We start from the raw sequence: 14,470 nt of genomic DNA on the forward strand, positions 1-14,470 counted from the left end.
CTCTTTTGAAGCGTCAACGCTAACCGACCGGCACTTACCAGCCAGTGACTTCTTTTAGCGCATCGCCAATTTCAGCCAAAGAGCGCACGGTTTTAACACCGGCGTCTTCAAGGGCCGCAAACTTCTCGTCAGCGGTGCCTTTACCGCCAGAGATGATCGCGCCCGCATGGCCCATACGCTTGCCAGGAGGTGCAGTAACACCGGCAATGTAAGAAACCACTGGCTTAGAAACGTGGTCTTTAATGTAAGCCGCCGCTTCTTCTTCAGCCGTACCGCCGATTTCACCGATCATAACGATGGCTTCGGTTTTCGGGTCTTTCTCGAACATCTCAAGGATGTCGATGAAGTTAGAACCAGGAATCGGGTCGCCACCGATACCAACGCAGGTAGACTGACCAAAACCGTGATCAGTTGTCTGCTTAACGGCTTCATAGGTCAAAGTACCTGAACGCGATACGATGCCGACGCGGCCCGGCTGGTGAATGTGGCCCGGCATAATGCCGATTTTGCATTCACCCGGTGTAATAACACCTGGGCAGTTAGGGCCGATCAGACGTACGCCCAGCTCGTCGCATTTAACTTTTGCTTCGAGCATATCTAGCGTAGCAATGCCTTCCGTGATGCACACAATCAGCTTGATACCGGCATTCGCCGCTTCAAGGATTGAGTCTTTACAGAATGGCGCCGGTACGTAAATAACGCTAGCTTCCGCGCCGGTTTTTTCTACCGCTTCTTTAACGGTGTTAAACACGGGCAGACCGAGGTGCGTTTGGCCGCCTTTGCCCGGCGTAACACCACCGACCATTTGCGTACCGTAGGCAATCGCCTGCTCGGAGTGGAACGTGCCCTGGCCACCGGTAAAGCCCTGGCAGATGACCTTGGTGTTCTTATCGATCAGGATGCTCATTACTTGCCCTCCGCCGCTTTAACGACCTGCTGAGCCGCGTCGGTCAGACTGGTAGCCGCGATGATATTCAGACCGCTAGACGCTAATTTTTCAGCACCCAGCTCGGCGTTGTTACCTTCTAGACGTACGACAACCGGCACATTGACACCGACTTGCTCAACGGCACCGATAATGCCTTCAGCAATCATGTCGCAACGTACGATACCGCCGAAGATGTTAACCAGTACGGCTTTAACATTGTCGTCAGACAGGATGATTTTGAACGCTTCAGCTACGCGTTCCTTGGTTGCGCCGCCGCCGACGTCCAAGAAGTTTGCTGGCTTGCCGCCGCTCAGGTTAACGATATCCATCGTACCCATGGCCAAGCCTGCGCCATTTACCATGCAGCCGATGTTGCCATCAAGCGCCACATAGTTAAGCTCCCACTTCGCCGCATCGGCTTCGCGCTGGTCTTCTTGAGACGGGTCGCGCATAGCTTGCAGGTCTGGGTGGCGGTACAGCGCATTGCTGTCGAGGCCCAGTTTGGCGTCGAGGCAGTGCAGATTGCCTTCTTCGGTGACAACCAGCGGGTTAATTTCCAACAGCGCCAAGTCTTTGTCGTGGAACAACTGCGACAGACCCAGGAAAATCTTGGTGAACTGTTTGATCTGGTCGCCTTTCAGGCCCAGTGCAAACGCTAGTTCACGCGCTTGGTACGGCTGTGCGCCGACCAGCGGATCGATTTCTGCTTTAAGAATTTTTTCCGGCGTTTCTTCGGCAACTGTCTCGATCTCTACACCACCTTCGGTAGAAGCCATGAAGACAACGCGACGGGTAGTACGATCAACAACAGCGCCGAGGTACAGCTCATCAGCAATGTCAGTGCAGGTTTCAACCAGAATCTTGGCAACCGGCTGACCTTTTTCGTCAGTTTGGAAGGTTACTAAGTTCTTGCCTAACCATTTTTCTGCGAATGCTTTGGCTTCAGCCGGATCTTTGATCAGCTTAACGCCACCCGCTTTACCGCGGCCACCAGCGTGAACCTGGGCTTTAACAACCCACATGTCTCCGCCGATTTTTTTGCAAGCTTCTTCCGCTTCTTCGGGGGTGTCGACAGCAAAGCCTTTAGACACTGGTAGACCATAGTCGGCAAACAGCTGTTTACCTTGATACTCGTGAAGATTCATCGATTCATGCCATTGGTTGCATGTGACTCGAACGATGATCAGTTTTCTTTTAAGAGCAGTCTTACAAGAACGGTCTTAAAAGAACTGGTCATCCCCGTTCTTTCGATCTTTGCGTATGACGACAAAGCCGAAAGTGTTGCGCCACCCATAGGTGGCGCTTCGTTGTTGCTTACTGAATTATTTACGCTTCTTGCGATTGGCCATATGGATCGCATGGCCGTCTACTGCAAGCGCTGCTTCGTGCACAGCTTCCGACATAGTCGGGTGTGCATAGCAGGTTAGGGCCAGGTCTTCAGCGCTAGAGCCGAATTCCATTGCAATCACGCCCTGGGCTATCATTTCACCGGCGTGCTGACCCACGATGTGCATACCGAGAATACGGTCGGTTTCTGCATCAGCGATGATCTTGGCGCTACCTTCGGTGGCGTTATTAGCCATCGCACGGCCGCTGGCCGCGAAGGGGAAGGTACCGGTTTTGACTTCGATACCCTTAGCTTTGGCATCTTGCTCAGTGATGCCGACCCACGCCACTTCCGGGTAGGTATAGATGACGCTAGGAATAGTGTCGTAGTTCATCTCGGCTTTATGGCCCGCGATAATATCGGCGACCATAATGCCTTCTTCAGACGCTTTGTGTGCCAACATCGGGCCACGTACGCAGTCACCGATAGCGTAAACGCCCGGCACATTAGTACGGCACTGGTCATCGACAAAAATGAAGCCACGCTCGTCAAGCTCAATGCTAACGCCATCGGCAATCACGCCTTTGGTGTACGGACGACGACCCACGCAAACGATGAGCTTATCAAACGTCATTTCCTGCTCGCCGTTGGCATCGCTATATGTCACAACGACTTCTTCGCCTTTGACTTCAGAGCCGGTCACGCGCGCGCCAAGCTTAATATCCAGGCCCTGCTTCTTGAGCAGTTTCTGAGTTTCTTTGGCAACGGTGGCATCCACCATTGGCAAGAAGGAGTCCATCGCTTCAAGCACGGTCACTTCAGAACCTAAACGGTTCCATACGCTGCCCAGCTCAAGGCCGATAATGCCTGCACCAATAACGCCTAAACGCTTAGGTGTTTCGGTGAATTCCAACGCGCCGGTAGAATCAACAATCAGGCCTTCAGTCAACGGCGTCGGCGGAATTTCAACCGGCACAGAGCCTGCGGCAATAACGATGTTATCGGCGTCGTAAGTAGAGGTGTTGCCCTCAGCATCGGTGACTTCAACCTGCTTGCCAGAAATCACTTTAGCGGTGCCTTCGAGAGCCGTTACACCGTTGGCTTTGAAGAGGCCAGAGATGCCGCTGGTCAAGTTCTTAACGATCTTGTCCTTGCGCGCAACCATCTTGGCAACGTCCATCGTGACGTCACCTGCCTGAATACCCATATCATCAAAATCGTGCTTGGCTTCGGCAAACTTGTGCGAGGCTTCAAGCAACGCTTTAGACGGAATACAGCCTACGTTCAAGCACGTGCCGCCGTGAACGACATTGCCTTCTTTGCCGATCCATTTTTCGACACAAGCCGCTTTCAAGCCCATCTGGGCTGCGCGGATAGCGGCAACATAACCACCAGGGCCGGCACCGATGACGATCACATCAAACTTATCAGCCATGTTGGCTCCTTTAGCTTGCTAGCCTCTCACCAGCTATTGACTTAAATCGGGCGAGAGGCAGTGTGCGATTGCAAATACATCCTGATTAAGCTTAAGCGCCGGCGTTAACAACGGCGCAAAGACTTATTAGACATCCAGCAGCAGACGTGCGGGATCTTCCAGCAATTCTTTCAACGTAACCAAGAAGCGAACGGCGTCTTTGCCGTCGATCATACGGTGGTCGTAGGAAAGCGCCAGATACATCATCGGACGAATTTCAACCTTACCGTTGATGGCCATTGGGCGATCCTGGATTTTGTGCATACCCAGAATGGCCGTTTGTGGCGGATTGATAATCGGTGTCGACATCAAAGAGCCAAAGGTGCCGCCATTGGTGATGGTAAAGGTGCCGCCGATCATGTCGTCCATGCCCAGCTTGCCATCACGACCACGCTTACCGAAGTCGACAATCGAGCGCTCGACGTCAGCAATTTTCATGCTGTCGGTATCACGCAGTACCGGCACAACCAAGCCACGGTCAGTGGATACCGCAACGCCGATATCTTGGTAGCCGTGATAAACGATATCGGTGCCGTCGATAGACGCGTTCACGTCAGGGAAACGCTTAAGCCCTTCTGAAGCGGCTTTTACAAAGAAGCCCATAAAACCCAGCTTGATATCGTGGGCTTTTAAGAAGGTATCTTTGTACTGCGCACGCAGGGCCATGATTGCGGTCATGTCCACTTCGTTATAAGTAGTCAGCATGGCCGCGGTTTGCTGCGCCTCAACCAAACGCTTAGCAATCGTCTTGCGTAGGCGGGTCATGGGGACGCGCTTCTCAACGCGCTCGCCTTCAGCCACCGGTGCAGCGGCCGCTTTCGCCGGTGCAGCAGCCTTAGCAGCCTTCTTAGCGGAGCCGTCTTTCACTGCTTTCTGAACGTCTTCTTTCAAGATACGACCACCTTTACCGGTGCCCTCAATCTTGGCGACATCCAGGTCGTGCTCAGCGACCATCTTGCGCGCAGACGGCGCGAGGATTTTGTCGCCCACTTTCTCATCGGCACCATCATCATCGCTGCCACTGTCTGCTTTAGCAGGCGCTGCATCAGCACCACTGCTATCGCCACCAGCACCTTCAGTAAACACGGCCAGAATCGCTTCGGACTCTACCTGGCTACCCTCTTCGGCTTTAATTTCAGCCAGGGCGCCGTCTGCCGGTGCAACGACTTCCAGCACGACCTTGTCGGTTTCGATGTCGGCCAGCACTTCATCGCGCTTAACCGCTTCGCCTACTTTTTTGTGCCACGTCGCCACGGTGCCTTCCTGAATCGACTCAGGAAAGCTGGGAGCTTTTACATCGTGCTTTTTGCCACCACCGTTACCGCTACTGGCAGGCTTTTCTTGCTTCTCTTCAGACGACTTGTCGTCAGATTTCTCGGCGGGCTTTTCAGCACTGTCATCGTCAGAAGATTTCTCTTCTTTTTTATCGCTGTCACCAGACGCACTGCCTTCGCCAATTTTGCCAAGCACCTGCTCTGACTGAACGGTATCGCCCTCTTCGGCCATTACGTCAGTCAGAACACCAGCTTCTGGGGCGACGACTTCCAACACCACTTTGTCAGTTTCAATTTCAACAATCAGTTCGTCACGCTCAACGCGATCACCCGGCTTTTTATGCCACGCCGCCACACTGCCTTCGGCAACGGATTCCGGAAAGGTTGGCGCTTTGATCTCAGTAGCCATGTCGTTTCCCTTATGTGTTCTCTAAATCCAGTGGCCGCTTATAGATTAAAAGCGTCTTCCACCAGCTGGCGCTGCTGCTCAGTATGGACGGACATATAGCCGGCTGCCGGAGCAGCAGAGGCAGGACGTCCTGCGAATTTCAAATCGCGCCCGAAGCCATCTTTCAACATATCGGCCACCGCACGTATATTGTGCTGACTAGAGTACCAGGCGCCTTGGTTCAGCGGCTCTTCCTGACACCACACAATGTGTTCTACGTTGGTATAGTCCTTAAGCGCTTCCAGAAGCTCTTCTTTCGGGAAGGGATAAAGCTGCTCAAGGCGTAGAATCGCCGTGTCCTCACGCTCACTCTCCGCGCGCGAAGCTGCCAAGTCGTAATAAACCTTGCCAGCGCACAGTACAACACGTGTGACCTTTTCCGGTGCCAGGTCCGCTTGATCAGCAAGCACCATGTGGAACTTGCCGTGGGCAAGATCTTCAAGGCTCGAAATCGCTTCTTTATGACGCAGCAGCGATTTAGGTGTCATCACCACAAGAGGCTTACGCAGCGGACGGATCACCTGACGACGCAGCAAATGATAAATCTGCGCAGGCGTCGTCGGCACACATACTTGCATATTGTGCTCGGCACACATCTGCAAGAAACGCTCTAAGCGTGCTGAGGAGTGCTCCGGGCCCTGGCCTTCATAGCCATGGGGTAGCAGCATGGTTAAACCACACACACGGCCCCACTTCGTCTCACCTGAGGAGATGAACTGATCCACTACCACCTGGGCACCGTTAAAGAAGTCACCAAACTGAGCTTCCCAGATCACCAAGTCATTCGGCGCGGTCGTTGAGTAGCCATACTCAAATGCCAGCACCGCTTCTTCCGACAGGAAGGAGTCGTGAATGGTGAAACACGGCTGCCCATCGGTCATATTCTGCAGCGGAACATAGGTCGAGCCGTCTTTCTGGTTGTGCACCACCGCATGGCGATGAGAGAAAGTACCGCGTCCTACGTCCTGCCCGGTAATACGAATCGGGTGACCTTGTTCTAGCAACGTGGCGTAAGCGAGAGTTTCTGCAAACCCCCAGTTAAGTGCCAGCCCACCGGCCTGCATCTTGCGCCGATCTTCATAAATCTTAGCAACCTGGCGCTGGACTTCGACACCGTCTGGAACCTCACACATGCGTGCGGCTAGCTGCTGCAGACGCTTCATCTCGAAGGTAGTGTCTGCATCGCCCGACCACTCATGACCCAGGTAGGGTGCCCAGTCAACAAACAGAGACTCATTGGGCTCTTGCACTAACGCATTGGCAACATGGTTACCGGCAACCAAATCGTTGCGATACGTTTCCACCATTTCTTTGGCGGATTCTTCTGACAGCACGCCCTGATCAACTAAGCGCTGGGCATACAGCGTGCGTGCAGAGGGATGGCCTTTGATTTTTGCATACATCATTGGCTGCGTGCCGGACGGCTCGTCAGCTTCGTTGTGACCGCGACGGCGGTAACAAACCAGATCGATCACCACGTCCTTTTTGAACTGCTGGCGATAGTCGAGAGCGACCTGTGTAGCATGCAGTACTGCATCCGGATCATCGCCATTAACATGAAAAATAGGCGCTTGAACCATCTTTGCAATATCAGTGCAGTATTCGGTAGAACGTGCATCCAGCGGATGTGACGTGGTAAAGCCCACTTGGTTATTAATCACAACGTGGACGGTACCGCCGGTCTTATAAGCACGGGTCTGGGACATCTGGAATGTCTCCATCACTACGCCCTGACCAGCAAAGGAAGCGTCACCGTGGACGTTGATAGGCAGCACTTTACTACCATCTTCATCCTTGCGGCGATCTTGACGAGCGCGAACCGAGCCTTCTACCACCGGCGCCACGATTTCTAGGTGCGATGGGTTAAACGACATGGCCAAGTGAACTTCGCCACCCGGAGACATGACGTTAGAACTAAAGCCCTGATGGTACTTAACGTCGCCTGAACCACGCTCGATGACTTTTTTACCATCAAACTCATCGATCAAATCAGTTGGGTTTTTACCCAAAATATTGACCAACAGGTTGAGTCGCCCGCGGTGTGCCATACCGATGACCACTTCCTTGGTGCCATAACCCCCGGCACGCTGGATGAGCTCATCCATCATTGGCACAAACGCTTCACCGCCTTCAAGGCCAAAACGCTTGGTACCTGGATATTTGGATGCTAGGTAATTCTCCAAACCTTCAGCCGCCGTCAAGCGCTCTAAAACGTGCTTGCGCACGTCAGCACTGAATTCGGGCGCACTGCGAACCGACTCAAAACGCCGCTGTAACCAGCGTTTTTCTTCTGTATCGACAATGTGCATGATTTCGCAGCCGATGGAGCGGCAATACGTGCGCTCCAGCGCATCCACGATATCGCGCAGCGGTGCTTTGTCGATGCCCAGAAAGAAAGAACCGGTTTGGAACTCGGTATCCAAATCAGCTTTTGAAAGCTGATGAAACGACAGATCGAGGTCCGGTACGGGGGTGGGATTACGCAGCCCTAGCGGGTCAATATTGGCCTTTTGATGACCACGGAAGCGATAGGCGTTAATCAGCTGCAGGACTTTCACCTGCTTTTTGTTCTCTCCGCTATCGGCAGCGGCAACTACGCGGCCCGGGCGATTTTCACGCCCCAGCTGGTAGAACTGATCACGTACTGGGCTTAGTGGGACATCGTGGGAGGCGCCGCCCTCGGGACGAGGCAGCTGATCAAAATAGCTGCGCCATTCGTCAAGGACAGACTCAGGATCTGCGAGGTACTGCTCGTAAAGCGCTTCCACGTAGTGAACATTGCCGCCACTAACGTGAGAGGAACGCCACATCAACTCCATTATGCCTTGTTGCATCTCTCGGTCACCCTGCACTGATGGGGTGGTATCGGTATCGTCGCAAGCGTGCGGCGACATCGCTGTTGCCCTGCCGGCGGGGCGATACATTTACCGGCGGCGCCGGCCAGCGGCCGGAAACCCTATTCATCTAACGATTTCTCATCAAGCAATTCTTCATCAAGCAATTCGTCGTCTAGCAATTCATCACCTAACGGTTCATAAGGCTTTTAATCTTCAGTTCATGCTCGAAAGCCGGTACCCAAGGCACCGGCTTTCAAACTTGCCTGGTCAGTAGTGCGACGCGACGCCGCACCACGTGACGAACCCTATGATAACAAGCGAAGCGCGATGATTTAAGTGGCATTGTTGCTCAACTTAAGCGCCGCCCGCTTTTTTACTCAAATGTCATACGTTTAGGTAGCATCGGCGAGTAGCATTTCGCGGATTTTACCAATCGCACGAGTAGGATTCAGGCCTTTTGGACATACCGCCACACAGTTCATGATGCCACGGCACCGAAAAACCGAGAACGGATCTTCCAGGTTGCTCAGGCGCTCACTGGTGGCCGTATCACGAGAATCGGCCAGGAAGCGATATGACTGCAGCAGACCAGCAGGACCCACAAACTTCTCAGGATTCCACCAAAATGACGGGCACGACGTAGAACAGCATGCACACAGAATACACTCATACAGGCCATCTAGCTTGTCGCGCTCTTCCGGAGACTGTAGACGTTCAATAGCCGGCGCCGGCGTATCATTTTGCAGGTAAGGCTGAATACGCTCGTACTGCTTATAGAACAAGCCCATATCAACGACCATGTCGCGGATAACTGGCAAGCCAGGCAGTGGGCGCAGGGTCAGCTTGTTGTTTTTCACAACGTCTGACAGCGGCGTGATACAAGCCAAGCCGTTTTTGCCGTTCATGTTCATGCCGTCTGAACCACAAACGCCTTCACGGCAGCTGCGACGAAACGCCAGACCGCTGTCTTGCTCCTTCATTAGATGAAGAACATCCAGCACCATTACATCGCGGCCTTTGGTATCGACCTGAAACTCCTGCATATAAGGTGCGGAGTCGGTTTCCGGATTATAGCGGTATACGGATACCTGAAGATTGGACATAGTGACTCCCTCTCGTCAATGCGGAGTTTAGTAGGTACGAACCTTCGGTTCGAACGTATCAACAGTTTTCGGCTTGAAGTTAACGTCGCGCTGCTTCATCTGCTTAGTCAGCGGGAAGTAAAGCGAGTGCTTCAGCCAGTTGACATCATCACGGTCTGGATAGTCATAGCGCGAGTGGGCGCCACGGCTTTCTTTACGCTCAAGGGCAGCGATCGCCGTCGCTTCTGCCACTTCCATTAAGTTATCAAGCTCCAGCGCTTCCACACGTGCAGTGTTGAAGGCATTGGACTTATCCGGCAGGTAGGCATTACCGATCCGTCCACGCAGCTGCGCTAGCTTCTCGACGCCTTCCAGCATGTTTTTCTCTTCGCGGAATACGCCGAAGGAGGTCTGCATGATTTCCTGAAGCTCAGCTTTTAGCTCAGGAATGCTTTCGCCGCCTTCCGACTCATTCCAGCGATTGATGCGCTTCATTGCCAACTCAACGTCAGACTCAGAGGCATCCAGGTAGTCGATCCCTTCGTTCAGTGCACCTTCGATGAACATGCCCGCGGCACGGCCAAAGACCACCAAATCAAGCAGTGAGTTGCCGCCCAGACGGTTAGCACCGTGAACAGATACACACGCTGCCTCACCACAAGCGAATAGGCCGTTAACGATATGATCGTTACCGCCTTCGTCTTGTGTAATCGCCTGGCCATGAATGTTGGTGGGAATACCGCCCATCATATAGTGGCAGGTCGGTACGACCGGAATCGGGTCGGTAGCAGGATCGACATGAGCAAAGGTCTTAGAAAGTTCAACGATACCCGGCAAGCGCTTACCAAGAACGTCTTCGCCCAAGTGGTCAAGCTTCAAGAAGACGTGATCGCCCTTCTCACCACAGCCACGACCTTCCAAAATTTCCATGACCATCGAACGAGCAACCACGTCACGGCCGGCCAAATCTTTGGCGTTCGGTGCATAACGCTCCATAAAGCGCTCGCCGTCTTTATTGATCAGGTAGCCACCTTCACCACGACAACCTTCTGTGACCAGCGTACCCGCGCCGTAAATACCGGTCGGGTGGAACTGCCACATTTCCATGTCTTGCATCGGAAAACCGGCGCGCATTGCCATGCCAATGCCATCACCTGTATTGATCAAGGCATTGGTCGTGGAGGCGTAAATACGGCCCGCACCACCGGTCGCCAGTACGGTGGCTTTCGATTTAACGTGAACCACTTCACCGGTTTCGATGCACATAGCGATGCAGCCAACCACATCACCGTCAGCATTTTTAACCAAATCTACCGCGTACCACTCATTGAGGAACACTGTGTTGTTCTTCAAGTTGTTCTGATACAGGGTGTGCAACAACGCGTGGCCGGTACGGTCAGCCGCGGCACAGGTGCGTGCAGCCTGGCCACCTTCACCAAAGTTTTTAGACTGGCCGCCAAACGGACGCTGATAAATGCGGCCGTTATCTAAGCGCGAGAACGGCAGCCCCATGTGCTCAAGCTCAAACACCGCCTTCGGGCCTTCGGAACACATATATTCAGCCGCGTCTTGGTCAGCAATATAGTCGCCGCCTTTAACGGTATCGTACATGTGCCAGCGCCAATCATCGTTCGGATCATCAGATGCAATCGCGCAAGTAATGCCGCCCTGGGCAGAAACGGTGTGAGAGCGCGTCGGGAAAACTTTTGATAACACGGCCGTCTTTTTGCCGGACTTCGCAAGCTCTAGAGCGGCTCGCAGGCCAGCGCCACCGCCACCAATAATAATGGCGTCAAACGTCAGGCTACGCAGATTAGACATGTATCAAGCTCCCCACAGAATTTGAATGCCCCACACCAAATACACGAAAATACCCAAAATAATGACAGCTTGGGCACCCATGCGCAGGCAAGTAGACTTAAGATAGTCAGTGGTTACGGTCCACAGGCCGATCCAGGCGTGTGCCGCGATGGCGATAAAGGCCAATAGCGAGAAAATTCGCATCCACGTTTGGTTGAACAGGCCGCTCCATGCGTAATAATCAAGGTTCGGATTAAACAGCAAGAAGCCGACGATAAAGACCGTATAAAGAGCCAGAATCACCGCGGATACGCGCTGCATCAGCCAGTCAGAAAGCCCACTACGGCCAAAGCTAGTGATGTTAGTTACCATACCCAAACTCCTGCCAAAATAATCAGAACGGCACTGACCACGACGGTGATCTGGGCCTTTTTCACGCCACCCTCAAGGGTCACACCAATGTCGGCATCCATCAGCAGGTGTTTAATACCGGCGACAAAATGGAATGCCAAGGCGGACAACAGCCCCCAAGCAATGAACTTAGCCAAGAAATTATTGGCTAACGCATTGCTAACGGCGTCAAAACCCGCCGGAGATGACAATGACTTACCTAGCGCCCAAAAAGCGAAAATCAGGCCAACGAACAGGATGACACCCGTGATGCGGTGTGTGATCGACGTCAATGCCGGTAGTGGGAAATGTATTGTAGATAGATCTAGGTTTACGGGTCGTTTGCTATTCACGGCTTTATACACACTCTCTTGGCCCGCTCTGCGACAGGTCGGGCATGGCCCGAGCGGGCAGTGGTTGCTGGAAGGGGCTCGGCCGTTGCCAAGTCGGGCACGACCACCTACCTGCCGGTCGCGCGCCGTGGATTATAAGAACCTTCGCCCTCGCTTACAAACCGAACTCAGGCATAAGTCGACTCTGTAGGAAAAAAATCCGTTTAGACCGAGTCGATTTTGCGCTGCAGCATGGTTATAGTGTCCATAGATTAGCAGATTGATAAGCTTGTTAACGTACTATGATAATCTATTCGTGATTTTTGACGCCTTCACATATTGTAGGCTTTTTTCAATCTTATACAAAAACCATTCACAACAATTATATCTGCACAGCTTACGCCTAGCGCATCGGATAATTGACAAAATGTCGCACACTTCTATAGTGGGCAGGCCTTTTCGCCGGCGCGGCATGCGCAGCAATGACTTTACGTCCCAACCCGAATTCGAAAGGAGGCCTGCATGGCTGACAGGAAAGCGACACTGACGGTAGACGGCATCGACAAACCGATCGAGCTACCTATGTACTCCGGCACACTTGGCCCCGACGTCATCGACGTACGTGAGCTCGGTGCTGAAGGCCTGTTCACCTACGACCCCGGCTTTATGGCCACCTCTTCCTGCCAGTCTGCCATTACCTATATTGATGGTGGTCAGGGCGTACTGCTGCATCGCGGCTACCCCATTGATCAACTGGCCAAAGAATCCAATTTTGTTGAGCTTAGCTACACCCTGCTATTTGGCGAGCTGCCCAGTGAAGAGCAGTACGCAGATTTTGAATCACGTATTCGCAATCACACCATGGTTCATGACCAGATTAATAACTTCTTCAAAGGGTTTCGCCGTGACGCGCACCCGATGTCTATTATGTGCGGCGTTGTAGGCGGCTTAGCGGCCTTCTACCATGACCATATGGACATCACTCAGCAAGAAGACCGCGAGATTAGTGCCATCCGTCTCATTGCGAAAATGCCGACGCTGGCGGCCATGTCACACAAGTATAACGTTGGCCAACCGTTCAACTATCCGCGCAATGACCTGAGCTATGCAGAGAACTTCCTCTACATGATGTTCAGCAACCCGTGCGAAGAGTACAAGATCAATCCGGTATACGCGAAAGCCATGGACCGCATCTTCATGCTGCATGCGGACCACGAGCAAAATGCCTCTACCTCGACAGTACGCCTTGCAGGCTCCACAGGCGCCAACCCGTTCGCCTGCATTAGCGCCGGCATCGCTGCACTGTGGGGCCCTGCTCACGGCGGTGCCAACGAAGCCGTACTAGCAATGCTTGACGAAATTGGTGACGATTCCGAAGAGAATATCCAGCGCTTTGTTGATAAGGCCAAGGATAAAGAAGACCCCTTCAAGCTAATGGGCTTCGGTCACCGCGTTTATCGCAACTTCGATCCGCGCGCCAAGGTGATGAAAGAAACCTGTGACGAGGTACTCGCCGAGCTAGGCATGGCTGACGACCCACAGCTCAAAATCGCCAAGCGCCTGGAACAGATCGCCCTGGAAGATGAATACTTCATTGAGCGAAAGCTGTATCCGAACGTTGATTTCTATTCTGGCATCATTTTGAAAGCGATGGGCATTCCAACCAATATGTTTACCGTGATTTTTGCGGTATCCCGCACCGTTGGCTGGATCTCACACTGGCACGAGATGCTCAGTGAAAGCTACAAAATCGGTCGTCCGCGCCAGCTGTATATCGGCCACGATAAGCGTGACTACCCAACGAAATAAGCCAGCAAAAATAAATCGACCTCTGCTAGATTGATAGCAATGCGAAAAAGGCCACCTACGGGTGGCCTTTTTCGCATGAGCTGATCCCACCACCCGACATTCAAGCCCTTCTTTTCACCAGAGGCTATGCAGGATGAATCGCTACCGGCTGAACGCCTTTAACACGATCGCCTCTTAGAGCCCGCCTTTCGCCCGTTAACGCAACAGCCATTGCGACTCCTAAGCAGCATAGTCCATCATCTTTTTCAGCCAGCGGCATTAGACTATTGGGCCACGCAATTAAGGCACTTTTAAGCATCAATAGCGCTTGACTTTTGAGGGCTAGCATCCAGAAAAATGTTTTCCACACTATCTGTGGATAACCCTGTTCACAACCACTACAAAACGTCCCGAAATCGCCATGAACAGTGGGCCAACCTTAAATTGGTCATTTTTTGACCTATGGTAAGTTGTTGTTTTTTAACATTTTAAAGTTATGTTCAAGTTTTTTGCGTCAACAACAACGAGTTGTGCACAACTTTTAGAAGGGATCAGAAAAAGTGGACAAGTCAAGCATAAAATCGTCTAAAAAAGATCGATTTGTAGCTTTTTTGTGAACGACAGAGATGCCAAAAACCAGCAAATGAGGAGACTCATTGCTAGAAAAAACAAACAGGAATCAGGGGATATCGATTTGATGGCGTCCCATAGGGGGTTCGAACCCCTGTTACCGCCGTGAAAGGGCGGTGTCCTAGACCACTAGACGAATGGGACATTACTACGTGAATTC

The 14,470-nt window shown here is 52.6% G+C and carries 10 protein-coding genes and 1 tRNA gene; 1 reads left to right on the forward strand and 10 read right to left on the reverse strand.

Annotated features, from left to right (window positions below):
- Positions 1–34: 34 nt before the first annotated feature.
- The 9 genes from sucD to sdhC form a co-directional block, all read right to left on the reverse strand.
- A complete protein-coding gene (gene sucD, locus ACT3TR_RS01920; protein WP_193063408.1) occupies positions 35–907 on the reverse strand; it encodes a succinate--CoA ligase subunit alpha in 873 nt (290 codons plus the stop codon).
- Positions 907–2,073 (reverse strand): ADP-forming succinate--CoA ligase subunit beta, encoded by a 1,167-nt coding sequence (sucC, locus tag ACT3TR_RS01925; RefSeq protein ID WP_008958560.1) that lies wholly within the window; start codon positions 2,071–2,073, stop codon positions 907–909. Before sucC ends, sucD begins: the two co-directional genes overlap by 1 nt.
- 177 nt (positions 2,074–2,250) lie before the next feature.
- On the reverse strand, positions 2,251–3,690 hold the full coding sequence (gene lpdA, locus ACT3TR_RS01930; protein ID WP_096281440.1) for a dihydrolipoyl dehydrogenase: 1,440 nt from the start codon (positions 3,688–3,690) through the stop codon (positions 2,251–2,253).
- Positions 3,691–3,816: 126 nt separating this feature from the next.
- The gene (odhB, locus tag ACT3TR_RS01935; protein ID WP_444624656.1) at positions 3,817–5,412 is read right to left on the reverse strand and encodes a 2-oxoglutarate dehydrogenase complex dihydrolipoyllysine-residue succinyltransferase; all 1,596 of its coding nucleotides are present in this window, start codon (positions 5,410–5,412) and stop codon (positions 3,817–3,819) included.
- Positions 5,413–5,450: 38 nt separating this feature from the next.
- Positions 5,451–8,285: a 2-oxoglutarate dehydrogenase E1 component gene (locus ACT3TR_RS01940; RefSeq protein WP_444624776.1), complete on the reverse strand. Its 2,835-nt coding sequence runs from the start codon at positions 8,283–8,285 to the stop codon at positions 5,451–5,453.
- Positions 8,286–8,680: 395 nt separating this feature from the next.
- Positions 8,681–9,391: a succinate dehydrogenase iron-sulfur subunit gene (locus ACT3TR_RS01945; RefSeq protein ID WP_096281444.1), complete on the reverse strand. Its 711-nt coding sequence runs from the start codon at positions 9,389–9,391 to the stop codon at positions 8,681–8,683.
- A 27-nt stretch (positions 9,392–9,418) separates the two neighbouring features.
- A complete protein-coding gene (sdhA, locus tag ACT3TR_RS01950; RefSeq protein WP_444624655.1) occupies positions 9,419–11,191 on the reverse strand; it encodes a succinate dehydrogenase flavoprotein subunit in 1,773 nt (590 codons plus the stop codon).
- Positions 11,192–11,194: 3 nt separating this feature from the next.
- Positions 11,195–11,542: a succinate dehydrogenase, hydrophobic membrane anchor protein gene (gene sdhD, locus ACT3TR_RS01955; RefSeq protein WP_096281448.1), complete on the reverse strand. Its 348-nt coding sequence runs from the start codon at positions 11,540–11,542 to the stop codon at positions 11,195–11,197.
- Complete coding sequence (gene sdhC / locus ACT3TR_RS01960) at positions 11,536–11,913, reverse strand: succinate dehydrogenase, cytochrome b556 subunit (protein WP_217990287.1); 378 nt, start codon at positions 11,911–11,913, stop codon at positions 11,536–11,538. The genes sdhD and sdhC overlap by 7 nt, the downstream gene beginning before the upstream one ends.
- 501 nt (positions 11,914–12,414) lie before the next feature.
- On the opposite strand from sdhC, the gene gltA reads away from it, so the two are divergent.
- Positions 12,415–13,701 (forward strand): citrate synthase, encoded by a 1,287-nt coding sequence (gene gltA / locus ACT3TR_RS01965; protein WP_096281452.1) that lies wholly within the window; start codon positions 12,415–12,417, stop codon positions 13,699–13,701.
- 677 nt (positions 13,702–14,378) lie between these two features.
- Here gltA and ACT3TR_RS01970 read toward each other — a convergent pair.
- Positions 14,379–14,454, reverse strand: a tRNA-Glu gene (locus ACT3TR_RS01970).
- Between the last annotated feature and the right edge of the window lie 16 nt (positions 14,455–14,470).

The sequence above is a fragment of the Halomonas sp. AOP12-B1-6 genome, from assembly GCF_052379225.1.
In the GTDB taxonomy this organism is placed as follows: Bacteria; Pseudomonadota; Gammaproteobacteria; order Pseudomonadales; family Halomonadaceae; genus Vreelandella; species Vreelandella casei.